This is a genomic window from Stutzerimonas sp. VN223-3 (genome assembly GCF_045999685.1).
Lineage (GTDB): Bacteria > Pseudomonadota > Gammaproteobacteria > Pseudomonadales > Pseudomonadaceae > Stutzerimonas > Stutzerimonas stutzeri_AR.
The window spans coordinates 1,924,896-1,949,438 of sequence record NZ_RBEC01000001.1 but is presented as its reverse complement, the minus strand read 5'-3'; the positions used below and the strand labels follow the sequence as shown (position 1 = coordinate 1,949,438).

Genomic DNA, 24,543 nt, shown 5'->3' with positions numbered 1-24,543 from the left:
TGGTTTAGCCGCTTTTTCGAAGCATATCGACGTGTGGCAGGCCAGCTTCCAGAAACTCGTCGCTCACTACTTCAAAGCCGAGCCGCTCGTAGAATGCTGTAGCATGGACCTGCGCGGTGAGCCGCTGTTCGCTGAGGCCGCGGCGCTCGGCTTCGGTAATAGCGGCTTTCATCAAGGCACCTCCAACATGCATTCCGCGCCAGTCGCGAAGTACCGAAACGCGACCGATATGGCCGTCGGTCAGTAACCGTGCGGTACCGATGGGGTAGCCGCTCTCAAGTGCCAGGAAATGCACGGCCTCCGCATCGTCGGCGTCCCATTCGAGCTCGGGCGGAACCGATTGTTCGGCGATGAATACAGTCTCTCGAATCCGCCGCAGTTCCGCGTTGTCCTGCTGCCAGTCGGCGATGCGAACTTCTATATCACTCATCAGCAAACTCCAGACTTCCCTGTTTGACCAATTGCCACACCAGATTACGCCCATCCTCGTCGTTCAGCCACGGTGCGAGGTTTTCCGCATGTATTGCATCAGCCGAGCAAATAAGTTTCAGCAAGTCTTTCAAGTGGGAAGGAAGCAACCGGCTCTGGCCGCTCGCAAACAGCAGCAGGCCGATGTCAACTTCGCTCCAAGCCAGCCGCGCGCTGAGATTACGAATCAGGATTGCACCGTTGCCCAGCGCAGCGAGTAGCTCCTGCTCTTCGAGATCTGAGCCTTGCACCCGTTCCGGGTAGCGAGGCTCGGTCATGAACTGGCCAAACCAGGTGAGCAGCAGACGCTCGTCGCCCATATGTTCGGTGAGCATTGCCCGCAAGCGACCAAGTGCATCGCTCTGGATCTGGTGTGGGTCTTCGGCGGGGACTAGGTCAGCGTCGCTGTAACGTTCTTCATCGGGCAGAAACTGTGCGAGGAAGTCGGTGAAGTGAGTCAGCACTTCAGCCGCACTTGGGGCTCTGAAGCCGAGCGAATAGGTCATGCAGGCATCTTCAGCGGTGCCGAAATGCGCCAGTCGAGGCGGCAGATACAGCATGTCGCCGGGCTCCAGAATCCATTCATCGGTGCCTTGGAAATCCGCAAGGATGCGCAGGTCCGCATGTTGCAGCATCGGGGTGTCGCCATCACACGTCTGGCCCACCCGCCAACGGCGCTGACCGTGGGCTTGAAGGAGAAAGACGTCGTAGTTGTCGAAGTGCGGACCGACGCCGCCACCCGGGGCAGCAAAGCTGACCATTACGTCGTCGATGCGCCAGTTAGGCAGGAAACGGAAATGCTCGATGAGTTCGGCGACTTCCGGCACCAGTTGGTCGACTGCCTGCACGAGGAGTGTCCAGTCCCGCTCCGGCAGATTCTGGTAGGTGTCTTCACTGAACGGTCCTCGACGAAGCTCCCAGGGACTATCTCCGTGCTCCACCACCAGGCGGGACTCGACTTCCTCTTCCAGCGACAGGCCGGCCAGCTCGTCGGGCGAAACAGGGCTTTCGAAGGAGGGAATCGCCTGGCGGATGAGGAGGGGCTTCTTCTGCCAGTAATCACGCAGGAATTCGCGCGCACTGATGCCGCCTAGGATTTGCAAAGGAATATCGGAAGTCATGCAAGGTACCTTGCTCTGCTACAGAGCTACAAATAAAAACGCCCGGCACAGCCGGGCGTGCAAAGAGAAGGGTTCGCTTAGACCCGCTTGGCCTGGGCGGCTGCGTTGCCAATATAAGCAGCCGGGGTGAGTCTGCGCAGCGCCTCCTTGGCTTCGGTCGGCATATCCAGGCCATCGATGAAAGTCTGCAGGGCCTCAGGGCTGATGCCTTTGCCTCGAGTCAACTCCTTGAGTTTTTCGTATGGGTTCTCAATGGCGTAGCGGCGCATAACCGTCTGGATCGGCTCAGCCAGCACTTCCCAGCAATTATCGAGATCTTCGGCGATTCGCGCTTCGTTGAGTTCTAGCTTGCCAATACCCTTAAGGCTCGCCTCGTAGGCGATGACGCTGTGAGCAAAACCGACGCCCAGATTGCGTAATACGGTGGAGTCGGTCAGATCACGCTGCCAGCGGGAGACTGGCAACTTGCTTGCCAGATGTTGCAGCAGTGCGTTGGCGATACCCAGGTTGCCCTCGGAGTTCTCGAAATCGATCGGGTTGACTTTGTGCGGCATCGTTGAAGAACCGATTTCGCCAGCTACGGTGCGCTGCTTGAAATAGCCAAGCGAAATGTAGCCCCAGATGTCGCGATCGAAGTCGATAAGGATGGTATTGAAGCGCGCCACGGCATCGAACAGCTCGGCAATGTAGTCATGAGGTTCGATCTGGGTGGTGTAGGGGTTCCAGGTCAGGCCCAGGTCACCTTCGATGAATGCGCGCGCATTGGCTTCCCAATCGATATCGGGATAGGCGGACAGATGTGCGTTGTAGTTGCCGACCGCACCGTTGATTTTGCCAAGCAGCGGGACGGCCGCCACCTGTACGATCTGCCGCTCGAGACGATAGACCACGTTGGCCAGTTCCTTGCCCAGAGTGGTTGGCGAGGCGGGTTGGCCATGGGTGCGGGACAACATAGGAACGTCGGCGTGCTCGATCGCTAGCGCACGGATGGCGTTGGCCAGCTGGCGCATCAGTGGTAGCAGTACATCGTCACGACCTTCACGCAACATCAAGGCATGGGACAGATTGTTGATGTCTTCGCTCGTGCAGGCGAAATGGATGAATTCGTTGACCTTAGCGAGCTCGGGTAGCTGCTTGGCTTGCTCTTTGAGCAGATATTCCACGGCTTTGACGTCGTGGTTGGTGGTGCGCTCGAATTCCTTTACGCGTTCGGCATGCTCAAGCTGAAAGTTCTCGGCTAGCTGGTCGAGCAGTGCATTGGCTTGCGCGGAAAACGGTGTAACTTCCAGAATGCCACTATGGGCGGCCAGGCGTTGCAGCCAGCGAACTTCAACCTGAACGCGGCAGCGAATCAGGCCGAACTCGCTGAATATAGGGCGCAGTGCGCTGGTTTTGCCGGCGTAGCGGCCATCGACGGGGGAAACCGCGGTGAGCGAGGAAAGCTGCATAGAGGGCATTCTCGGACAGTCGAGCAACGAAAAGAGGGCGCAGATTATACATGAAAGCGGTTGGATGGCTGCGACGCGGCTAGAACGGTTACTGCATCGGGTCGTCTAGGCTTATTCCGTCCGCAGTAGCGGATAAAGCGCATCAAGCAGTTTGCGGCGGCTGAAAACCATCTGCCAACGGTGGCCGCCAAGCTGGCGCCAGAGCCTTGCGGAACGAATCCCCGCCAAGAGAAGTGCGCGGATCTTCGCAGCGTTGTCGCTCTGTTGAAGGTGGCGCATGTCGCCCTGCACCTGGATGCGCTGACGAAAGGTACTCAGGGTGTCCTGGTACAACCCCCCGAAGGAAGCAATGACGTTCTCGTGGGTTAGGTCAAAGTGGTCGACCTGCTGCTGTATCTGATTCAGGCGGTTTCCAATGACCTGCAACAGATCGCTACGCTTGTCGAGCTGACGTTCCAACCCAATCATCGCTAGTGCATAGCGCAGCGGCTCGCGTTGCAGACTGCTGGTGTCGCGCTCCAGTGCGCCGACGAGGGCTCGATAGCCGTCGCGCAGGTTCAAGTCGTCCCCGCCATAGACTTCCAGCGCGGGCTTTTCCTCACGGACCAGCAGACTACCCAGCATGCAGCCGAGTGCTGTATTGGATACCTGTCCGGTTCTAGCGATTCGGTCGACCAGCGTTGCAGCCTCGAATACCGCACCGAGCGCCACCAGCTGTTCCTGTAATGGCGTCATGGGCGGGCTCCGGCGAACCAGGGTTCGGCAGTTTCGATCACGCCACCGCCCAGGCATATCTGACCGTCATAGAACACGACGGATTGCCCCGGCGTCACGGCGCGTTGAGGCTCGTCGAATACGACCCGATAGCCGTTGGCGATCTGTTCCAGTGTGCAGGTTTGATCGCCTTGGCGGTAACGTACCTTGGCCGTGAGCTGCAGCGGTACGGAAAGCTCGGCAGGGTTGACCCAATAGATCTCAGAGGCGAGCAGAGCGCGGGAGAACAGCCACGGGTGATCATTGCCTTGGCCAACAACCAATACGTTGCGCTCAAGATCTTTGTTCAGTACGTACCACGGCTCGTCGCCTGCGTCTTTCAGGCCACCGATGCCAAGTCCCTGACGCTGGCCGATAGTGTGGTACATGAGGCCATGATGACGGCCGATGGCTTCGCCATCTATCGTCTCGATGTTGCCGGGCTGTGCCGGTAGGTACTGTTTGAGAAAGTCGCTGAACCGGCGTTCGCCAATAAAGCAGATACCGGTCGAATCTTTTTTCTTCGCTGTCACCAGGCCATGCTTCTCGGCAATTGCCCGGACTGCTGGCTTTTCCAGCTCACCCACCGGAAACAGTGTCTTGCTCAGCTGCTCACCGCCAACGGCGTGGAGGAAGTAGCTTTGGTCCTTGTTCGGATCAAGCCCCTTGAGCAGCTCACTGCGCCCGTCAATGTCACGGCGACGCACGTAGTGTCCGGTGGCAATCATGTCCGCACCAAGCGTCAGGGCGTAATCGAGGAACGCTTTGAATTTGATTTCGCGGTTACACAGAATGTCCGGGTTCGGTGTCCGCCCAGCCTTATATTCGGCGAGAAAATGCTCGAATACATTGTCCCAGTACTCGGCGGCGAAATTGGCAGTGTGCAGCTTTATACCGATACGGTCACAGACGGCCTGGGCATCCGCCAGATCTTCGCGTGCGGTGCAGTATTCGGTGCCGTCATCTTCTTCCCAGTTCTTCATGAACAGGCCTTCGACCTGATACCCCTGCTCAAGCAAAAGCAGGGCGGAAACCGAAGAGTCGACGCCCCCGGACATGCCAACTATGACACGAAGGCTTTCGGGGCTGGTGAAGGTCGCATCAGGCATAGGAACTCGGGGAGGGGCTGGCAAAAAGATGAAATTCTAACAGGCTGGTGGCGCCAAGGCTAAGAGCGTGGATCAGTCGCGCACTATCCCCAAGTCGTAAAGCGAGCCGCTGAGATAGTCATCGATGCAGCGCGGTACCAGTTCGCTGCGCCAGCGCGCCGGCTGGGCCAGCAATTCGTCACGGCTCAGCCAGGGGGCGGCAACGATCCCGCTATCGAGTTCGCGCTGCGGATGGTGGCGAACAGGATTAGCAGCGAAACAGATCCGCTGGTAAGTCACTCCATTGCTCGGGGCGACATATAAATAGATGCCGACCACGCCGGTTAGCTCGACATCCCAGCCGGTCTCTTCGAGCGTTTCACGTATTGCTGCTTGGCGTAGGGTTTCGTTGGGTTCGAGGTGTCCTGCTGGTTGGTTCAGCACCAGTTGGCCAGCTTTCAGCTCTTCGACCAGCAGAAAGCGGCCGTTGTTTTCGACGATGGTGGCGACAGTGATATGCGGATGCCAAGTCATATTGCAGATCTTTTGTTCATTGGTGGCGACCATAGTAACGATGAAGGCCGGTTTGAAAAAATAAAAACCCCGGCGCTAGGCCGGGGTTTCAGTCGCCGTGTCGCCATTAGGCGACCGGTTGCACTCAGACCATTGCAGCGAGCGCAGCGTTGAAGGTCGCGCTCGGGCGCATGACCTGGCTTGTCAGCTCCGGGTTGGAGCGGTAGTAGCCACCGATCTCTACAGGCTTGCCCTGTACTTCGGCAAGCTCGGCGACAATGGCAGCTTCGTTTTCGGTCAGCTGCTTCGCCAGCGGTGCGAAATGGGCCTGTAGCTCCGGGTCCTCAGTCTGTGCGGCCAACTCTTGGGCCCAGTACAGGGCCAGGTAGAAGTGGCTGCCGCGGTTGTCCAATTCACCAGTGCGGCGTGACGGAGACTTGTTGTTGTCCAGCAGTTTGCCGGTCGCTGCGTCCAGCGTCTTGCCGAGTACCTTGGCTTTCGCGTTGCCCGTCTTGATTCCGGTTTCTTCAAGCGATACCGCAAGCGCCAGGAACTCACCGAGCGAATCCCAGCGCAGGTGGTTTTCTTCGACCAGTTGTTGCACGTGCTTGGGTGCAGAGCCGCCAGCACCGGTTTCGTACATGCCGCCACCCGCCATCAACGGGACGATCGAGAGCATCTTGGCCGACGTGCCAAGCTCCATGATCGGGAACAGGTCGGTCAGGTAATCACGCAAGACGTTGCCGGTCACCGAGATCGTGTCCTGGCCGCGAACCAGGCGCTCCATGCTTACGCGGATGGCTTCGTTGTAGCCCATCATGCGGATGTCCAGGCCGGTCAGGTCGTGATCCTGCAGGTAGGTTTCGACTTTTTTCTGCAGCTCGCGGTCGTGGGCGCGTTCTGGGTCGAGCCAGAAGATCGCTGGCGTGTTGGACTGACGGGCGCGGGTGACTGCCAGCTTGACCCAGTCGCGGATTGGCGCGTCCTTGGTCTGGCAGGCACGCCAGATGTCACCAGACTCCACTTCGTGTTGCATAAGTACGGTGCCGTCGGCCAGCACAACGCGCATGGTGCCATCGGTGGTCATCTCGAAGGTCTTGTCGTGAGAGCCATATTCCTCCGCTTTCTGCGCCATCAGACCAACGTTTGGCACGGTGCCCATGGTGGTTGGGTCGAACGCACCATTGGTTTTGCAGAAGTTGATCATTTCCTGATAGATACGTGCATAGGTGCTTTCCGGCATCACCGCCTTGGTGTCTTTCAGTTTGCCGTCCTTGCCCCACATCTGGCCGGAGCTGCGAATCATCGCCGGCATCGAAGCGTCGACGATCACGTCGCTGGGGATATGCAGGTTGGTGATGCCCTTGACCGAATCCACCATCGCCATTTCCGGACGACCGGTGTAACAAGCGTGGATATCGTCGAGTATCTCTTCCTGCTGCGATGCAGGCAGACTCTTGATCTTGTCGTGGACGCTACTCAGCCCGTTGTTCGGGTTGACGCCCAGTTCCTTGAAAAGGTCGGCGTACTTATCGAACGCTTCCTTGTAGTAGACGCTCACGGCGTGGCCGAAGACGATCGGGTGGGAGATTTTCATCATGGTTGCTTTGACGTGAAGCGACCACATGACGCCGGTTTCCTTGCAGTCCTGCAGGGACTTTTCGAGGAACTCGCGTAGTTTCTTGCAGCTCATGAACATGCTATCCAGAACTTCGCCTTCTTCGAGCGAGAGCTGCTTCTTGACTTCAACCTTGCCGTCTTTGCCAACGAACTCGAGGCGTACGTCACCAGCCTTCGCCATGGTGATCGATTGCTCGCTGGAGAAGAAGTCGCCGCCGCGCATGTAATCGGCGTGGGACTGAGACGCCATGCTCCACTTGCCCATAGAATGCGGGTGCTTGCGGGCGAATGCCTTGACTGCTGCAGGTGCACGGCGGTCGGAGTTGCCTTCTCGTAGTACCGGATTCACGGCACTACCAAGTACCTTGCTGTAACGCGCACGGATCTCTTTCTCGGCATCGGTGCTTGGATCTTCTGGGAAGTCCGGAACGTTGTAGCCTTGGGCCTGGAGCTCGGCGATGGCGTTGCGCAGCTGTGGTACCGAAGCGCTGATGTTCGGCAGCTTGATGATGTTGGCTTCCGGCTTGGTAGCCAGAACCGCCAGCTTCGCGAGATCGTCGTCGATCCGCTTGTCTGCATTCAGTTGGTCGGCAAAGCTTGCAAGAATGCGTCCTGCAAGAGAGATGTCACGTGTTTCGACGGCTATGCCTGCGGAGGCAGCAAAGGCTTCTACAATTGGCAGAAGCGAATAAGTGGCCAGCGCCGGGGCTTCGTCGGTGAAGGTGTAGATAATCTTCGAGCGGGTGGACATGTAGAGTTATCTCTCTCTTGCTGAGCGTGCACAGAATCTCGAAGTGCGCAGGTAGGCGCTCTGGCTGCGTTCGTTGAGCCAGAAATCGAGGATTCGCCGCGATGATGTTGGTTGCACCACTTTGAATTGAGCATTGATCCGCCCGGCTGCGGTTGGCAGTCAGGCGGTTTCAGAAGAAAAGTTCTCGTTAGAGATCGGCTTTGCTCCTCATGACTCGTTAGTCACCTAAGCAGTATATCACCGCGCCCTGTTGTCTAAGAATGCCCAGACCATAAGACGAACGCACATATGGTTTCGGCCGATTCAACTGGGGTACTCTTCGGAGATGACCACTGTTTAATGTTTAACCACAGAAACGGAGTCCAGCATGGGATACCAAAAGATCCAGGTGCCTGCGAGCGGTGACAAAATCACCGTCAATGCCGATAACACCCTGAACGTCCCCAACAATCCGATCATCCCTTACATAGAAGGTGACGGTATTGGTGTTGATATCAGTCCAGTGATGATCAAGGTGGTCGATGCGGCTGTTGAAAAAGCCTACGGCGGCAAGCGCAAGATTGCCTGGATGGAAATCTACGCTGGCGAGAAGGCGACTCAGGTGTACGACCAAGACACCTGGTTGCCGAAGGAAACCCTGGAAGTGGTTCGCGACTACGTGGTGTCTATTAAAGGCCCGCTGACCACTCCGGTCGGTGGTGGTATTCGCTCGCTGAACGTCGCGCTGCGTCAGGAGCTTGATCTCTATGTATGCCAGCGCCCGGTTCGCTGGTTTACTGGCGTGCCCAGCCCAGTAAAGAAGCCCGCCGACGTAGACATGGTCATTTTTCGCGAGAACTCGGAAGATATTTACGCCGGTGTCGAGTGGAAGGCTGGCTCTCCTGAGTGCGAAAAGGTTATTAAATTCCTCACCGAGGAAATGGGCGTCAAGAAGATCCGCTTCACCGAAAACTGCGGTATCGGCATCAAGCCGGTTTCACTGGAAGGCACCAAGCGTCTGGTTCGCAAGGCTCTGCAATACGCCGTGGACAATGATCGCAGCTCGGTGACTCTGGTTCACAAGGGCAACATCATGAAGTTCACCGAAGGTGCCTTCAAGGAGTGGGGCTACGAGGTGGCGCGTGACGAATTCGGCGCCGAATTGCTCGATGGTGGGCCTTGGATGCAGTTCAAGAACCCTGTTACCGGCAAGAGCATCGTGGTCAAGGATGCTATCGCCGACGCCATGCTGCAGCAAATCCTGTTGCGTCCGGCCGAGTACGACGTGATCGCTACACTCAACCTCAATGGCGACTACCTTTCCGATGCTTTGGCGGCAGAGGTTGGTGGTATCGGCATCGCGCCGGGTGCCAACCTGTCCGACACCGTAGCCATGTTCGAAGCGACCCATGGTACCGCGCCGAAGTATGCCGGTCAGGACAAGGTCAACCCGGGCTCGCTGATCCTTTCTGCCGAAATGATGCTACGTCACATGGGCTGGATCGAGGCTGCTGATCTGATCATCAAGTCAACCGAACGCGCAATCGATGCCAAGACAGTGACCTATGACTTCGAGCGCCTGATGGACGGAGCAAAGCTGATGTCCTGCTCTGAGTTCGGCGACGCCATGATCTCCCACATGTAAACAGGCATAACGAAAAGGCCGATCACTGATCGGCCTTTTCGTTACCTGAGATCAGGCTTCTACGGCGGAATCCTGCGTGACAGGCGCTACTGCATCCGCAGTGGTTGGCAACGACCTGATATTGGTTGCATGCAGGCCCTTGGGACCTTGCAGAATATCGAACATGACCGCTTGCCCAGCCTTGAGAGTTCTATACCCTTCCATCTGAATGGCAGAGTAGTGGGCGAACAGGTCCTCATCGCCGCCGTCTGCTACGATGAATCCATAGCCCTTGGCGTTGTTGAACCACTTGACCTTACCGCTTAGCATGCTGTTATCCCTCTGCAAAGAAGTCCATCACTGGAGTAACATCCATTTCATTCCGCGCTGATGCAGCACATGGCCCCACGCGCGCAGCCCGTTGCCGTTGTGGCACATACTGGTTGTATCATCGTTTTGCCGATAGTCAAGGCGACTCGTCAGGTGGCTGTGAAGCCCTTCCAATTACCCGGCCACGGCGCCCCCACCTAGAACTGTTATACGCATGCGTGCATCTCCAGAGATTCGACTAATATCCAATCAAGATCGTCCTGAGCCGCTGGACGATGACGCTTCCAGCTTGGCGGTCGAAGAAGCCAAGCCGCAACTGAAGGCACCACCCATGTTCAAAGTTGTCATGTTTAATGACGACTACACGCCGATGGATTTCGTCGTGGAGGTGCTCGAAGGAATTTTCAATCACAATCGGGAGCTTGCCACCAAGATTATGCTGGCGGTTCATACCGAAGGGCGGGCTGTCTGTGGTGTCTACACGCGGGACGTCGCTGAAACCAAAGCGATGCAGGTCAATCAATATGCAAGGGAATGCCAGCATCCGCTGCTTTGTGAGATCGAGAAGGACGGTTAAACCCCGACTGCTGGGTAAGAGGTGAAAGCTATGTTGAACCGTGAGCTCGAAGTCACTCTGAATCTGGCTTTCAAGGAGGCTCGTACCAAGCGTCATGAATTCATGACGGTCGAGCATCTCTTGTTAGCCTTGCTGGACAATGAAGCAGCCGCAACGGTTTTGCGCGCCTGCGGAGCCAGCCTCGATAAATTGCGACACGATCTACAGGAGTTCATTGACTCCACCACGCCGTTGATTCCTCAGCACGATGAAGAGCGCGAGACTCAGCCAACCCTGGGCTTCCAGAGGGTGCTTCAGCGTGCCGTTTTCCACGTTCAGAGCTCCGGAAAACGCGAAGTCACTGGCGCGAACGTCCTGGTTGCGATTTTCAGCGAGCAGGAAAGCCAGGCGGTGTTCCTGCTCAAGCAGCAGAATGTTGCGCGTATTGATGTCGTCAATTATATCGCCCATGGAATTTCCAAAGTGCCGGGCAACAGCGGCAACGCTGAAAGTGATTCGGAAATGCAGGACGAAGAGGGTGGCGAATCCTCCGCAGCAGGCAACCCGCTCGACGCCTACGCGAGCAATCTTAACGATTTGGCCCGTCAGGGTCGTATCGATCCGCTGGTGGGGCGCGAGCACGAGGTCGAACGCGTCGCTCAAATTCTGGCACGTCGCCGTAAAAACAATCCATTGCTCGTCGGTGAGGCGGGGGTCGGCAAAACCGCGATTGCCGAAGGGTTGGCCAAGCGCATCGTAGACAATCAGGTGCCTGAGCTACTCGCCAATAGCGTCGTTTATTCGCTGGATCTCGGTGCCTTGCTTGCCGGCACCAAATATCGAGGCGACTTTGAGAAGCGCTTCAAGGCGCTGTTGAATGAGCTTCGCAAGCGCCCTCAAGCAGTCCTGTTCATTGACGAGATCCATACCATCATCGGAGCGGGAGCGGCGTCGGGCGGCGTGATGGATGCTTCCAACCTGCTCAAGCCGCTGCTCTCTTCCGGTGAAATCCGCTGCATCGGCTCGACTACATTTCAGGAGTTTCGTGGAATCTTCGAGAAGGATCGAGCGTTGGCCCGGCGCTTCCAAAAGGTCGACGTTTCCGAGCCATCCGTCGAGGACACTATCGGGATTCTGCGAGGGCTGAAGGGCCGTTTCGAGCAGCATCACAACATCGAATACAGCGACGAGTCACTCCGTGCAGCTGCGGAGTTGGCTGCGCGCTATATAAACGACCGCCACATGCCAGACAAGGCGATTGATGTCATCGACGAGGCGGGCGCTTATCAACGTCTACAGCCAGAAGAAAAGCGCCTCGCGCGCATTGATGTCGAGCAGGTTGAAGACATAGTCGCCAAAATCGCGCGTATTCCACCCAAGCATGTTAGTACTTCCGATAAAGAACTGCTGCGCAACCTCGAGCGTGACCTCAAGCTGACTGTCTTCGGTCAGGACGATGCAATTGATTCGCTTGCGACAGCCATCAAGCTGTCCCGTGCAGGGCTGAAGGCGCCGGACAAACCGGTAGGTTCGTTTCTTTTTGCAGGCCCCACCGGGGTCGGTAAGACAGAAGCTGCGCGTCAGCTGGCAAGGGCTCTTGGTATCGAGCTGGTGCGCTTCGATATGTCCGAATACATGGAGCGCCATACCGTGTCGCGGCTGATCGGTGCGCCTCCCGGTTATGTCGGCTTCGATCAGGGTGGATTGTTGACCGAGGCAATAACCAAGCAGCCACATTGTGTACTGCTTCTGGATGAGATCGAGAAAGCGCATCCGGAAGTGTTCAATTTGCTGCTGCAGGTAATGGATCACGGCACTCTGACGGATAACAATGGGCGCAAAGCAGATTTTCGCAATGTCATTTTGATCATGACGACCAACGCCGGTGCGGAGACTGCGGCGCGCGCTTCGATTGGCTTCACCCATCAGGATCATGCATCCGATGCGATGGAGGTGATCAAAAAGAGCTTCACGCCGGAGTTTCGTAATCGTCTGGATACCATCATCCAGTTCGGTCGCCTCAGCCACGAAGTCATCAAAAGCATCGTCGACAAGTTCCTCATCGAACTGCAGGCGCAGCTTGAGGACAAGCACGTTACGCTCGAGGTATCGGACGCGGCGCGCGGCTGGCTGGCTGAACGCGGCTACGATGCGCAGATGGGCGCACGGCCAATGGCTCGTCTGATTCAGGACAAGATCAAGCGACCGCTAGCGGAGGAGATCCTATTCGGCGAATTGGCTGAGCATGGTGGTGTGGTTCACATTGATATTCGTGACGGAGAGCCGTTCTTCGATTTCGAAACCACGGCGGAGCTAGCTTGACCTAGTGAGGGTGGGAACGAACACGCCTGGCATTGCTGGGCGTTTTTCTGTCCGGCTTGTGTGTCAAAAACCGCTGTCTAACTAACCTGGATTACAGGCGTGTTTCTAGTTGGGTCGTGATGCAGCACAAACAAAAAAGCCCGGTTATTTACCGGGCATTCTTTCTCGCGTCCCGTTAGCGGGCGCGGTAGGTGATGCGACCTTTGCTTAAATCGTAAGGGGTCAGTTCTACACGAACCTTGTCACCGGTGAGAATCCGGATGTAGTTCTTGCGCATCTTTCCGGAAATATGCGCAGTAACGACGTGCCCATTTTCCAACTCCACACGAAACATGGTGTTGGGCAGGGTGTCGACGACAGTACCTTCCATTTCGAAGCTGTCTTCTTTCGACATTCAGTAAAGCCCTCGGTGTTCAATGATTGCCCCGCACAAGAATGTCCGGGTAAAAGCGGCAAGTATTGTGCCTGAAAGGGCCCCGAGAGCCAAGGGTTCAGCTCAGAGTAATCCAGCGTTGGTTGACTAGCAGTTCAATTGGTCGATATTCAGTCTTGTAGTTCATCTTGCGGCAATTCTTGATCCAATAGCCCAAATAGATTGCCTTCAGCCCTAACCGCGCTGCCTCGCTGACTTGCCACAAGATTGCGAAGCGGCCAAGGCTGCGGCGCTCCTCTCCAGGATCGTAGAAGGTATACACAGCGGACAACCCGTTGGGCAGCACGTCGGTCACCGCCAGCGCGAGCAGACGACCATCGAGGCGGAACTCATAGAAACGGGAGAATGGCAGGTCGCGGACCAGGAATGTATGGAACTGATCACGGCTCGGCGGATACATGTCACCGTCAGCGTGGCGCTGCTCTATATAGGTTGCGTAGAGCGAGTAATACTCTTCGGTGAACGAGGGACGGACACTCGTGACGACCAAGTCCGCGTTACGTTTGAGGATGCGTTTCTGCTGGCGATTGAGCTCTAACCCGTCTGCCGGAATTCGCGCGGGAATACAGGCCGTACAGCGCTGACAGTGGGGGCGATAAAGGTGATCGCCGCTGCGACGGAACCCCATTTCCGATAGCTCGGCATACACCTGTACATCCATCGGCTGGCTGGGGTCGAGGAAGAGCGTGGTGGCCTGTTCGTCGGGCAGGTAGCTGCACGCGTGCGGCTGGGTAGCGTAGAACTTGAGACGAGCCAGTGAAGTCATGGTCAGCTCTCGAAAATCATGAAGTCAGTGTAGGTCAGCTTGGCTTCGTCGACTAGGACTCCCATCGGGCTGAGTTGGGTTCGTCCAAGTGCCTGGCGAGCGTCTCGGCGAAGGTTTTACGGGAAATTCCCCTGGCGCCGAAACTGGCTAGATGTTGCGTCGGCATCTGGCAGTCAATCAATTTGAAGCCCCAGTCTCGGAGATGTTCCACCAATGTCACGAATCCCACCTTGGACGCATCGGTCGTGCGACTGAACATTGATTCGCCGAAGAATAGTTGACCGATGGCAAGGCCGTAGAGGCCGCCGACTAACCGTTGGTCTTGCCAGACTTCGATTGAGTGTGCGACGCCGAGCTGATGCAGCTTTGTGTAAGCGTCCTGCATCGGTGTGGTGATCCAGGTGCCATCGGTATAGCTGCGTGGTCCGGCGCAGGCCTGAACAACATCTCGAAAGGCGCGATCGAAAGTAACGTTAAATGTTCCCTGGCGCAGCTTCTTACCCAGGCTGCGCGAGACATGCAGTTCGTCGGGATAAAGAACCGTGCGAGGGTCAGGTGACCACCAGAGCAACGGTTGTCCATCTTGATACCAGGGGAAGCAACCATGTCGGTAGGCGGCGATCAAGCGCTCGGGCGAGAGATCGCCTCCAGCCGCGAGCAATCCGCTGGGCTCGCGCATGGCCTTTTCGAGCGGGGGGAACGACAGGTCGTCGCGCTGCAGCCAGGTCAGCATAGTGAATAGGTCAGGATGAGGCGGATGCGAAGGGCATCCGCCAAAAGGGATCACTGGTCCAGATACTTCTCGGCATCGAGCGCGGCCATACAGCCTGCACCGGCAGAGGTAATCGCCTGGCGATACACGTGGTCAGCCACATCGCCTGCCGCGAATACGCCTGGAATGGTTGTGCAGGTCGCGTCACCCTCGCTGCCGCCCTTGATCTTGAGGTAGCCGTCCTTCATCTCAAGCTGGTCCTGGAAAAGGTCGGTGTTGGGCTTGTGACCGATGGCGATGAACACGCCCGACAGTTCGAGCTTCTGCTCCGCACCCGACAGCGCACTTTTCAGGCGCACGCCAGTAACGCCGCTGGCGTCTCCCAGCACTTCCTCCAGCGTGTGGTTCCAGTGCAGGCGGATATTTCCGTTAGCGGCTTTCTCCATGATCTTGTCCTGCAGGATCTTCTCCGAGCGCAGCTTGTCGCGACGATGAATCAGGTGCACCTCTTTGGCGATATTCGACAGGTAGAGCGCTTCCTCCACCGCTGTGTTGCCACCACCAATCACGGCGACCACCTGGTTGCGATAGAAGAAACCATCGCAGGTGGCGCAAGCCGAAACGCCGCGTCCTGCGAACGCCTCTTCCGACGGCAAGCCAAGATATTGTGCCGAGGCGCCTGTCGCGATGATCAGGGCATCGCAGCTGTAGGTGGCGCTATCGCCCTTGAGGATGAAGGGGCGCTGCTGCAGTTCGGCAGTGTGGATGTGATCGAACACCACTTCGGTGTCGAAGCGTTCCGCGTGCTTTTGCATCCGTTCCATCAACGCCGGGCCGGTGAGGCCTTCGACGTCTCCCGGCCAGTTATCCACCTCGGTCGTGGTGGTGAGCTGTCCACCTGGCTGGATGCCGGTGATCATGACGGGTTTCAAGTTGGCGCGGGCGGCATATACCGCGGCGGTATAACCGGCAGGGCCCGAGCCGAGGATGATCAGACGTGAATGCTTGACTTCATTCATAAAAAGCCCTCATAAGCCTTTGTTGCCAATAGAGAAGCGTGCTCCAGTCGAGCCACGCTGAAAAAACTGGCGTTTATGCTACACCGAAGCATTGAGAAAAGCCCAAGCCGGCACGGAACCGGCATGCCATCGAATCGACAAACCCGTACAATGCCCAGATTCAAGCTGACTACGGTTCATAGAGCGCGCCGCTGGCGCAGGAAATAAAGCGTTTTGAAGAATACCTCCTCTACCGCGCCAGCGTCCGTCTGGCGGCAGCAATTGCAGTACCGTCTCAAAGAGGGTGCCTTGATCGCGCTCGGTGCATTGTGCGCGTATCTCTGGATGGCATTGCTAACCTACGATCCGACTGATCCCGGCTGGACCCATACCAGCAACGTTCAGCAGGTACAGAACGCCGCCGGTCGTGCTGGGGCCTGGTTCGCCGATGTCCTGTTCATGGTGCTCGGGTATTTTGCGTTTCTGTTTCCGTTGCTACTGGGTATCAAGACCTGGCAGGTGTTTCGTGCTCGTCATCAGCCCTGGGCATGGAACGGCTGGTTATTTTCCTGGCGATTGATCGGGCTCGTATTTCTAATTCTCTCCGGCTCCGCGCTGGCCTATATACATTTCCAGTTCGCCAACAATCTGCCTGCTTCGGCTGGCGGTGCGCTGGGTGAGAGTCTTGGTCAGCTCGCCGAAGCTGCACTCAACGTGCAAGGCAGTACATTGCTGCTGCTCGCGTTCTTTCTGTTCGGCCTGACGGTATTCACTGACCTTTCCTGGTTCAAGGTGATGGACCTGACCGGCAAGATTACGCTCGACCTGATCGAGCTGATCCAGAGCTTCTTCAGTCGTTGGTGGTCGGCCCGTAACGAACGCAAGCAGATAGTCGCGCAACTCCGCGAAGCCGACGACGTAGTCAATGATGTGGCAGGTTCGCTCTCTGATCGACGTGAGCGTGCAAAGGTGAGGGAGCGCTTGCTCGAGCGCGAAGAATCCCTGAGCAAGCATATGAGCGAGCGCGACAAGCGCCCGGCACCGATGATTGCGCCAGCGGCACCGCCAAAGCCGGTTGAACAGAGTAAGCGAGCGCTGAAGGAAAAGCAGGCCAACCTGTTCGTCGATCCGCTAATCGAAGGCAGTGTGCCACCACTTTCGTTGCTAGACGTCGCCGAAAAGCAGCAGAAGCAATATTCGCCCGAGTCGCTGGAAGCCATGTCGCGGCTGCTCGAAATCAAGCTGAAGGAATTTGGCGTCGAAGTCATCGTCGAGTCCGTACATCCCGGCCCGGTGATTACTCGCTTCGAAATCCAACCGGCGGCTGGCGTCAAGGTCAGTCGCATCTCAAACCTTGCCAAGGACTTGGCGCGCTCGCTGGCGGTGATCAGTGTGCGCGTCGTCGAAGTCATCCCCGGCAAGACGACGGTCGGCATCGAGATTCCCAATGAGGACCGGCAGATCGTGCGGTTCTCGGAAGTCCTTTCGTCTGCGCCTTATGACGATGCCAAGTCGCCGGTAACCATCGCGCTTGGTCATGATATCGGCGGTAAACCGGTGATCGCCGACCTCGCGAAGATGCCGCACCTGCTGGTCGCAGGTACCACCGGCTCGGGTAAATCGGTTGGCGTGAACGCGATGATCCTGTCCATCCTGTTCAAGTCCACACCAGAAGATGCGCGGCTGATCATGATCGACCCAAAGATGCTCGAGCTGTCGATCTACGAAGGCATTCCGCATCTGCTCTGTCCGGTTGTGACCGACATGAAAGAGGCAGCCAACGCGTTGCGTTGGAGCGTCGCCGAGATGGAGCGCCGCTATAAGCTGATGGCTGCCATGGGTGTGCGCAACCTGGCTGGCTTCAACCGTAAGGTCAAGGAAGCGGAGGAGGCCGGGACGCCGCTTACCGATCCGCTGTATCGTCGCGAAAGCATGGAGGACGAGGCGCCACTGTTGAAGAAGCTGCCGACCATTGTCGTGGTGGTGGACGAATTCGCCGACATGATGATGATCGTCGGCAAAAAAGTTGAAGAGCTGATCGCGCGCATCGCACAAAAGGCTCGAGCGGCAGGGATCCATTTGATCCTGGCCACCCAGCGACCATCGGTTGACGTGATTACTGGTTTGATCAAAGCCAACATTCCGACCCGTATGGCGTTCCAGGTATCGAGCAAAATCGACTCACGCACCATTCTCGACCAGGGCGGCGCTGAGCAACTGCTCGGCCATGGCGACATGCTCTATTTGCCTCCGGGCACAGGATTGCCGATCCGCGTACATGGCGCCTTCGTCTCGGATGACGAAGTGCACCGCGTAGTCGAGGCCTGGAAGGCACGAGGTGCCCCAGATTACATTGAGGAAATTCTAGTCGGCGCCGAAGAGTCCGGTAGCGGCTTTGATGGTGGTGGTGACGGCGGAAGCGGCGAAGACAGCGAGGACGATCCGCTGTACGACGAGGCAGTTCGCTTCGTAACCGAAAGCCGTCGTGCGTCGATTTCCGCCGTGCAGCGCAAGCTGAAGATCGGCTACAACCGCGCCGCCCGCATGATCGAATCCATGGAAATGGCCGGCGTTGTGACATCCATGAATACCAACGGCTCGCGCGAAGTGCTCGCGCCGCCTCCCATCCGCGATTGAGTCGCATCGAGGTTACATGCAATTGATTCGCTTGCTGTTCGCGTCTGCTCTGCTGCTCTGGCTGGTTCCTGCGCATGCCGACCAAGGCTCTGCAGAGCGCCTTACGGGGCTGCTGCAAAAAGCTGAAACCCTGACCGGCCGCTTTTCCCAGCTATCACTCGACGGTACCGGGACCCAGCTGCAGGAAACCTCCGGCGAGATGGCTTTGCAGCGCCCAGGAAAGTTTCGCTGGCACACCGATGAACCCATGGAGCAACTGCTGGTTTCTGACGGCAAGAAGGTCTGGCTGTATGACCCAGACCTGGAGCAAGTGACGATCCAGACCCTGGACCGACGTTTGACGCATACGCCGGCGTTGTTGCTCTCTGGGGACGTTTCGGCCATCAGCGAGAATTTCGAAGTGTCACATCAGGAGGCGGGAGAAGTGGTTGATTTCACCCTCAAGCCGAAAGCCAAGGACACCTTGTTCGACAGCCTTCGCCTGTCGTTCCGCGGCGGTGTGATCAATGACATGCAGATGATCGATGGTGTTGGCCAGCGCACCAATATCCTGTTTCAGAATGTCAGGCTCAACGAACCGCTAAAGCCGGACCTGTTCACCTTCGAAATCCCCGAAGGGACTGATGTCATCTCCGAGTGACTTCGAGTGACGTTTCGTCAACCGACACGGCCTGCTTTCCGCAGGCCGTTTGCATGAGAGGTAGCCGTCCTCAATGGACTTGTTCAGCCGCGATCCTGTTGCTCAACCGCTAGCCGCTCGACTGCGAGCTGCCAGCCTCGACGAGTATGTCGGACAAGAGCATTTGCTGGCACGTGGCAAGCCGCTGCGCGAGGCGTTGGAGCAGGGCGCGTTACACTCAATGGTGTTCTGGGGACCGCCAGGTGTAGGCAAGACGACGTTGGCGCGGTTGTTGGCGAAGGTTTCCGATGCTCATTTCGAAACCGTCTCGGCGGTGCTGGCTGGGGTCAAGGAAATCCGCCAGGCGGTGGAAATTGCGAAACAGCAGGCGGCCCAGTACGGCCGTCGCACCATTCTGTTCGTGGACGAAGTACACCGTTTCAACAAGTCCCAGCAGGATGCGTTTCTACCCTATGTCGAAGACGGCACGCTGATTTTCATCGGTGCCACCACCGAAAATCCATCCTTCGAATTGAACAACGCTTTGCTCTCACGGGCACGGGTTTACGTACTCAAAAGCCTGGATGAGGCTGCGCTGCGCAAGTTGGTTGCCCGTGCGTTGACCGAGTCCAAAGGGCTCGGCGAGCTGCATCTGAGCCTGCCCGAAGAGAGCTTTCAGATTCTGGTGGCGGCCGCCGATGGCGATGGCCGACGTTTGCTGAACCTCCTCGAGAATGCCTCTGACCTAGCCGAAGAGGGTGGCGAAATCAGTGTCGAGCTACTCCAGGATCTGTTGGGCGACAGCCGCCGGCGTTTCGACAAGGGCGGAGAGGCTTTCTACGACCAGATTTCGGCATTACACAAATCGGTTCGCGGTTCGAACCCCGATGCATCGCTGTATTGGTTCGCACGGATGATCGACGGCGGCTGCGATCCACTGTATATCGCGCGGCGTGTGGTGCGCATGGCCAGCGAAGAGGTTGGTAATGCCGATCCGCGCGCGCTGAGCCTGTGTTTATCCGCCTGGGACGTTCAGGAGCGTCTGGGTAGTCCGGAAGGTGAGCTAGCCGTTGCCCAGGCTATCGTCTATCTCGCTTGCGCGCCGAAAAGCAACGCGGTTTACAGCGCGTTTAATGCCGCGATGCGCGATGTTCGGGAGAGCGGCTCGCAAGAGGTGCCGCTACACCTGCGCAATGCACCGACCCGCCTGATGAAGGAATTGGGCTATGGCAACGAATACCGTTACGCCCACGACGAGCCCGACGCTTATGCCGCCGGTGAAGACTATTTTCCTGACGCGATGGCACCGCGTCAGTACTACCATCCGGTGCCGCGCGGACTGGAAAGCAAGATTCGCGACAAGCTCGAGCATCTGACCCGCCTCGATCGGGAAAGCCCACGGCAACGGAGAAAGACATGATACGGATGACGCTTGCCGTAGCGGCTGGTGGTGTGGTCGGTACGATGATTCGCTTTAGCGTCTCGACCTGGGTATCGGCGCACTGGCCCAGGCATTTCTACCTGGCGACCTTGGCGGTGAATCTGTTCGGCTGTCTGTTGATCGGCTATCTATACGCGACGTTCCTTGCGCGCCCGGACATTTCACCCGAACTGCGCGCCGGGCTGATTATCGGCTTCCTCGGGGCTCTGACTACTTTCTCCAGTTTTTCCCTGGACGGATTACGGTTGCTGGAAAGTGGACAATTCGCAACGGCCCTCGGTTATATCGGCATCAGCATGCTCGGCGGTCTGCTGGCCACCTGGGCTGGGTTGAGCCTCGGCAGGTTATGAACCTGACCACTATCGCAGTAAACTTCGATTCCTCTCCGACTTTCCTCAAAGCTTTCACAGACGAGACCCGCCATGCTTGATTCGAAACTGGTACGCACACAGCTGCAAGACGTCGCTGATCGCCTCGCAACCCGCGGCTACCAGCTGGACGTGACGCGTATCGAGGCGCTGGAGGCCCAGCGCAAAACGGTCCAGACCCGTACTGAGCAGCTCCAGGCCGAGCGCAACGCTCGCTCGAAATCCATCGGCCAGGCCAAGCAGCGCGGTGAAGACATTGCACCGATGTTGGCCGATGTCGATCGCATGGCCTCTGAGCTGGAAGCCGGGAAAATCGAGCTCGAGAGCATCCAGAGCGAACTGGATCAGCTGATGCTGAGCCTGCCGAATCTGCCGCACGAATCAGTCCCGGTGGGCAAGGATGAAGACGAAAACGTTGAGGTACGTCGTTGGGGCGCGCCCAAGGCCTTCGATTTTCAAGTCAAAGATCACGTCGCCCTGGGCGAACAGCACGGCTGGCTGGATTTTGAAACGGCTGCGAAGCTGTCCGGGGCGCGCTTTGCGCTGATGCGCGGTCCGATTGCGCGCCTGCATCGCGCGCTTGCGCAGTTCATGCTGGATCTGCACACCCGCGAACATGGCTACGAAGAGGCCTATACGCCTTATCTAGTGCAGGCGCCGGCACTGCAGGGCACCGGCCAGCTGCCGAAATTCGAGGAAGATTTATTCAAGATCAGCCGCGAGAACGAGGCCGATCTGTACCTGATCCCGACTGCCGAAGTGTCGCTCACTAACATCGTGGCCGGTGAGATTCTCGATGCCAAGCAGCTGCCGCTGAAGTTCGTTGCACATACGCCGTGCTTCCGCAGCGAGGCGGGTGCCTCGGGGCGCGATACCCGCGGGATGATCCGCCAGCATCAATTCGACAAGGTCGAGATGGTCCAGATCGTCGAGCCTAGCCAGTCGTTCGAGGCGCTCGAAGGCCTTACGGCGAATGCTGAGAGGGTGCTGCAACTACTGGAGTTGCCGTATCGGGTGCTGGCGCTGTGCACTGGAGACATGGGCTTCGGAGCGACCAAAACCTACGATCTGGAAGTTTGGGTGCCGAGCCAGGACAAGTACCGCGAGATCTCGTCCTGCTCCAATTGCGGCGACTTCCAGGCGCGCCGCATGCAGGCGCGTTACCGCAACCCGGAAACTGGAAAGCCCGAATTGGTGCACACGCTCAACGGCTCAGGCCTGGCGGTCGGCCGTACGCTGGTAGCGGTACTGGAAAACTACCAGCAGGCGGACGGTAGCATCTGTGTGCCAGACGTGCTCAAGCCCTACATGGCTGGTGTCGAAGTCATCGGTTGATTCCGTCGGTAACGTGCTGCCGGAGCGGGTCGAGCTGGCATCAGCGAAGAATGCTCGACGGCGCTGAACGGCCCGTCCGGAATTTGATTCTCGACAGGGGGCGTCTCTGCCGTAGTGGCTGAGATGGCTCCACTCAAATAGTCATCAGGACTCGCTCATGGATTTTCTGCCACTTTTCCACAATCTGAAGGGCCGTACGGTACTGGTCGTCGGCGGTGGCGAAGTTGCCCTGCGCAAAGCCCGTTTGTTATCCGAAGCCGGCGCGGTGCTGCGGGTGGTTGCGCCAGAGATCGAGACACAGCTGAGCGAACTGGTTGCCCAAGGCGGCGGGGAGATGGCGATTCGAGGCTATGTTTCCAGCGATCTTTCCGGCTGCGTGCTGACCATTGCCGCCACCGATGACGAGCAATTGAATGCGCGGGTATCGCAAGATGCGAAATCGCTCGGCATGCCGGTCAATGTGGTGGATTCCCCCGATCTCTGCACCGTTATCTTTCCTGCAATTGTTGATCGTTCGCCGCTGATCGTTGCGGTATCCAGTGGAGGTGACGCGCCAGTTTTGGCTCGGTTGATGCGGGCTCGTATCGAGACCTGGATCCCCGCTGTGTATGGCCAACTGGCCGGCTTGGCGAAGCGATTTCGTAGGCAGGTCAAAGCGCAGTTGCCAAATGTGCAGCAGCGGCGGGTGTTCTGGGAGGAGGTGTTCCAAGGCAATATTGCCGAACGGGCGCTGTCAGGGCAGATGCATGAGGCGGAGCGGTTATTGAAAGAAAAGCTCTCCGGCGCCTTGCCGAAGAGCCTGGGCGAGGTGTATCTGGTCGGTGCTGGACCAGGCGACCCGGACCTTTTGACATTTCGCGCCTTGCGCCTGATGCAGCAGGCCGACGTGGTGCTCTACGACCGTCTGGTTGCGCCGGCGATCCTTGAACTATGCCGTCGCGATGCCGATCGGATTTACGTGGGCAAGCAGCGCGCCGATCACGCGGTACCGCAGGAGCAGATTAACCAACTGCTGGTGACGCTGGCCAAGCAGGGCAAGCGGGTGCTGCGCCTGAAAGGTGGCGACCCGTTCATTTTCGGTCGTGGCGGTGAGGAGATCGAAGAGCTTGCAGCCAACGGCGTTCCATTCCAGGTCGTTCCCGGAATCACAGCAGCCAGCGGTTGCGCTGCCTATGCTGGTATCCCGCTGACGCATCGTGATCATGCCCAGTCGGTTCGTTTCGTCACTGGTCATTTGAAGGATGGAAGTTGCGATCTGCCCTGGCCGGAACTGGTGGCGCCAAGTCAGACCCTGGTGTTCTACATGGGGTTGGTTGGGTTGCCGGTTATTTGCAATCAGTTGATCGCTCATGGTCGCAAGGCCGATACGCCCGCCGCGCTGATTCAGCAGGGCACCACCTGCAACCAGAGAGTCTTTACCGGCACCTTGGCCAATCTGGCCGAGCGGGTTGCGAACGAGCAGGTTCAGGCGCCGACCCTGATCATCGTCGGCGAGGTGGTGCAGCTTCGCGAAAAGCTCGCCTGGTTCGAGGGTCGGAGTCCCGAAGCCGAATAGAGTGCTATCAATCAACCGCCATTCACAGGTGTCAGCGCGACCAGATCCCTTTGGCAGGCAGCCGCTCGCGATCATGCGCGCGATTCAGCTCCACCTGCGGCCCCTTGGGCACGATGCCGTTGGCGTTGATGTGGCGATGGCTCGCGTAGTAATGGCTCTTGATGTGAGAAAAGTCGACGGTTTCGGCGATCCCTGGCCATTGATACAACTCACGCAGCCAGTTCGACAGGTTGGGATAGTCTTCGATTCTCCGTAGGTTGCACTTGAAGTGACCGTAATACACTGCGTCGAAGCGGATCATTGTGGTGAATAGTCGCCAGTCCGCTTCGGTCAGGTATTCACCCGTCAGGTAGCGCTTCTCTGCAAGTCGCCGTTCCAGCTGGTCGAGCTCACTGAACACTTCGTCAAACGCCTTTTCGTAAGCTTTTTGTGTACTGGCGAAACCGGCACGGTAGACGCCGTTGTTCACTGCTGGATAGATTCGCTCGTTCAGGCTGTTTATCTCGGCCCGCAGCGGCTCGGGGTACAGGTCCAGCCTGGAGCCGGTCAATCCGTCGAATGCGCTGTTGAAAATACGGATCAGTTCTGCCGACTCGTTATTGACGATGCGTTGCTCCTGTCGATCCCAGAGCACCGGAACCGTCACGCGACCGGTGTAGCCCTCGTCATCGGAGGTGTAGCGCTGGTGCAGATACCGCAGGCCGTCCAGCGCATCACCGCTTGATCCGGTGTGCTGATCGAAGGTCCAGCCGTCTTCCGCCATCAGCCAGCTGACGACCGAAACATCGATCAACGAATCGAGCTGCTTGAGTTTGCGATAGATAAGGGTGCGGTGCGCCCAAGGGCAGGCGAGCGACACATAAAGGTGATAGCGACCGGCTTCCGCCTTGACGGCCTGTTGGCCATCCGGGCCAGGTGCGCCGTTCGGGGTAACCCAGTCGAGTCGTTGTGCCTGCTCACGCTGGAATTCTCCGTCACTGCTGTTTTCGTACCAGCGGTCTTGCCACTGTCCATCGACCAAGAGCCCCATATTTGCCTCCTCACGCTTTTAAGGTAGGGGCAGTTTATGAGGCAAGGTTCGATGGACGGGTCGCAATCTCGGGTCA

22 protein-coding genes are annotated in these 24,543 nt (G+C 57.7%); 9 read left to right on the top strand and 13 right to left on the bottom strand.

Annotation, left to right across the window (positions count from 1 at the left end; translation table 11 throughout):
* Positions 1 to 4: 4 nt before the first annotated feature.
* The 7 genes from D7241_RS08775 to D7241_RS08745 form a co-directional block, all read right to left on the bottom strand.
* Positions 5 to 430, bottom strand: a complete 426-nt coding sequence (locus D7241_RS08775; RefSeq protein WP_408101160.1) for a GNAT family N-acetyltransferase — start codon at positions 428 to 430, stop codon at positions 5 to 7.
* Complete coding sequence (locus D7241_RS08770; RefSeq protein ID WP_408101159.1) at positions 423 to 1,589, bottom strand: JmjC domain-containing protein; 1,167 nt, start codon at positions 1,587 to 1,589, stop codon at positions 423 to 425. Before D7241_RS08770 ends, D7241_RS08775 begins: the two co-directional genes overlap by 8 nt.
* Positions 1,590 to 1,666: 77 nt before the next feature.
* On the bottom strand, positions 1,667 to 3,037 hold the full coding sequence (gene purB, locus D7241_RS08765; protein WP_408101158.1) for an adenylosuccinate lyase: 1,371 nt from the start codon (positions 3,035 to 3,037) through the stop codon (positions 1,667 to 1,669).
* A 111-nt stretch (positions 3,038 to 3,148) separates the two neighbouring features.
* Positions 3,149 to 3,772 (bottom strand): high frequency lysogenization protein HflD, encoded by a 624-nt coding sequence (hflD, locus tag D7241_RS08760; protein WP_255976941.1) that lies wholly within the window; start codon positions 3,770 to 3,772, stop codon positions 3,149 to 3,151.
* Positions 3,769 to 4,899 carry a tRNA 2-thiouridine(34) synthase MnmA gene (gene mnmA, locus D7241_RS08755; protein WP_408101157.1) on the bottom strand — a complete coding sequence of 377 codons (1,131 nt, stop codon included), beginning with the start codon at positions 4,897 to 4,899 and terminating at the stop codon, positions 3,769 to 3,771. The genes hflD and mnmA overlap by 4 nt, the downstream gene beginning before the upstream one ends.
* A gap of 72 nt (positions 4,900 to 4,971) precedes the next feature.
* Positions 4,972 to 5,412, bottom strand: a complete 441-nt coding sequence (locus D7241_RS08750) for an NUDIX hydrolase (RefSeq protein ID WP_408101156.1) — start codon at positions 5,410 to 5,412, stop codon at positions 4,972 to 4,974.
* A 124-nt stretch (positions 5,413 to 5,536) separates the two neighbouring features.
* A complete protein-coding gene (locus tag D7241_RS08745; RefSeq protein WP_408101155.1) occupies positions 5,537 to 7,762 on the bottom strand; it encodes an NADP-dependent isocitrate dehydrogenase in 2,226 nt (741 codons plus the stop codon).
* Positions 7,763 to 8,129: 367 nt separating this feature from the next.
* Here D7241_RS08745 and icd point away from each other — a divergent pair, with 367 nt between their 5' ends.
* Positions 8,130 to 9,386, top strand: coding sequence for an NADP-dependent isocitrate dehydrogenase (gene icd / locus D7241_RS08740; protein ID WP_408101154.1), 1,257 nt, complete (start codon positions 8,130 to 8,132; stop codon positions 9,384 to 9,386).
* 51 nt (positions 9,387 to 9,437) lie between these two features.
* Here the strand turns inward: icd and cspD are convergent, their stop codons facing one another.
* Entirely contained in the window at positions 9,438 to 9,695 is a 258-nt protein-coding gene (gene cspD, locus D7241_RS08735) for a cold shock domain-containing protein CspD (RefSeq protein WP_408101153.1), read from the bottom strand.
* A 214-nt stretch (positions 9,696 to 9,909) separates the two neighbouring features.
* On the opposite strand from cspD, the gene clpS reads away from it, so the two are divergent.
* Positions 9,910 to 10,272, top strand: coding sequence for an ATP-dependent Clp protease adapter ClpS (clpS, locus tag D7241_RS08730; RefSeq protein WP_408101152.1), 363 nt, complete (start codon positions 9,910 to 9,912; stop codon positions 10,270 to 10,272).
* Positions 10,273 to 10,302: 30 nt separating this feature from the next.
* Entirely contained in the window at positions 10,303 to 12,573 is a 2,271-nt protein-coding gene (clpA, locus tag D7241_RS08725) for an ATP-dependent Clp protease ATP-binding subunit ClpA (protein ID WP_408101151.1), read from the top strand.
* A gap of 175 nt (positions 12,574 to 12,748) precedes the next feature.
* On the opposite strand, the gene infA is transcribed toward clpA, so the two are convergent.
* From infA to trxB, 4 genes are all read right to left on the bottom strand, one after another.
* Positions 12,749 to 12,967 carry a translation initiation factor IF-1 gene (gene infA / locus D7241_RS08720; RefSeq protein ID WP_002553999.1) on the bottom strand — a complete coding sequence of 73 codons (219 nt, stop codon included), beginning with the start codon at positions 12,965 to 12,967 and terminating at the stop codon, positions 12,749 to 12,751.
* 97 nt (positions 12,968 to 13,064) lie between these two features.
* Positions 13,065 to 13,772, bottom strand: coding sequence for an arginyltransferase (locus D7241_RS08715; RefSeq protein ID WP_255976926.1), 708 nt, complete (start codon positions 13,770 to 13,772; stop codon positions 13,065 to 13,067).
* Positions 13,773 to 13,824: 52 nt separating this feature from the next.
* Positions 13,825 to 14,505: a leucyl/phenylalanyl-tRNA--protein transferase gene (gene aat, locus D7241_RS08710; RefSeq protein WP_408101150.1), complete on the bottom strand. Its 681-nt coding sequence runs from the start codon at positions 14,503 to 14,505 to the stop codon at positions 13,825 to 13,827.
* Between the two features lie 50 nt (positions 14,506 to 14,555).
* Positions 14,556 to 15,503: a thioredoxin-disulfide reductase gene (trxB, locus tag D7241_RS08705; RefSeq protein WP_255976925.1), complete on the bottom strand. Its 948-nt coding sequence runs from the start codon at positions 15,501 to 15,503 to the stop codon at positions 14,556 to 14,558.
* Positions 15,504 to 15,716: 213 nt separating this feature from the next.
* Between trxB and ftsK the strand changes: the two genes are divergently transcribed.
* The 6 genes from ftsK (at position 15,717) to cysG (ending at position 23,437) form a co-directional block, all read left to right on the top strand.
* Positions 15,717 to 18,119 (top strand): DNA translocase FtsK, encoded by a 2,403-nt coding sequence (gene ftsK / locus D7241_RS08700; RefSeq protein ID WP_408101148.1) that lies wholly within the window; start codon positions 15,717 to 15,719, stop codon positions 18,117 to 18,119.
* 16 nt (positions 18,120 to 18,135) lie between these two features.
* Positions 18,136 to 18,759, top strand: coding sequence for an outer membrane lipoprotein chaperone LolA (lolA, locus tag D7241_RS08695; RefSeq protein ID WP_408101147.1), 624 nt, complete (start codon positions 18,136 to 18,138; stop codon positions 18,757 to 18,759).
* Positions 18,760 to 18,832: 73 nt separating this feature from the next.
* Complete coding sequence (locus tag D7241_RS08690) at positions 18,833 to 20,158, top strand: replication-associated recombination protein A (RefSeq protein WP_408101146.1); 1,326 nt, start codon at positions 18,833 to 18,835, stop codon at positions 20,156 to 20,158.
* Positions 20,155 to 20,529 (top strand): fluoride efflux transporter CrcB, encoded by a 375-nt coding sequence (gene crcB / locus D7241_RS08685; protein WP_408101145.1) that lies wholly within the window; start codon positions 20,155 to 20,157, stop codon positions 20,527 to 20,529. The genes D7241_RS08690 and crcB overlap by 4 nt, the downstream gene beginning before the upstream one ends.
* A gap of 72 nt (positions 20,530 to 20,601) precedes the next feature.
* The gene (gene serS, locus D7241_RS08680) at positions 20,602 to 21,882 is read left to right on the top strand and encodes a serine--tRNA ligase (RefSeq protein WP_408101144.1); all 1,281 of its coding nucleotides are present in this window, start codon (positions 20,602 to 20,604) and stop codon (positions 21,880 to 21,882) included.
* 157 nt (positions 21,883 to 22,039) lie between these two features.
* A complete protein-coding gene (cysG, locus tag D7241_RS08675; RefSeq protein WP_408101143.1) occupies positions 22,040 to 23,437 on the top strand; it encodes a siroheme synthase CysG in 1,398 nt (465 codons plus the stop codon).
* 31 nt (positions 23,438 to 23,468) lie between these two features.
* On the opposite strand, the gene D7241_RS08670 is transcribed toward cysG, so the two are convergent.
* Complete coding sequence (locus tag D7241_RS08670) at positions 23,469 to 24,467, bottom strand: glutathione S-transferase family protein (RefSeq protein WP_408101142.1); 999 nt, start codon at positions 24,465 to 24,467, stop codon at positions 23,469 to 23,471.
* Positions 24,468 to 24,543 lie beyond the last annotated feature (76 nt).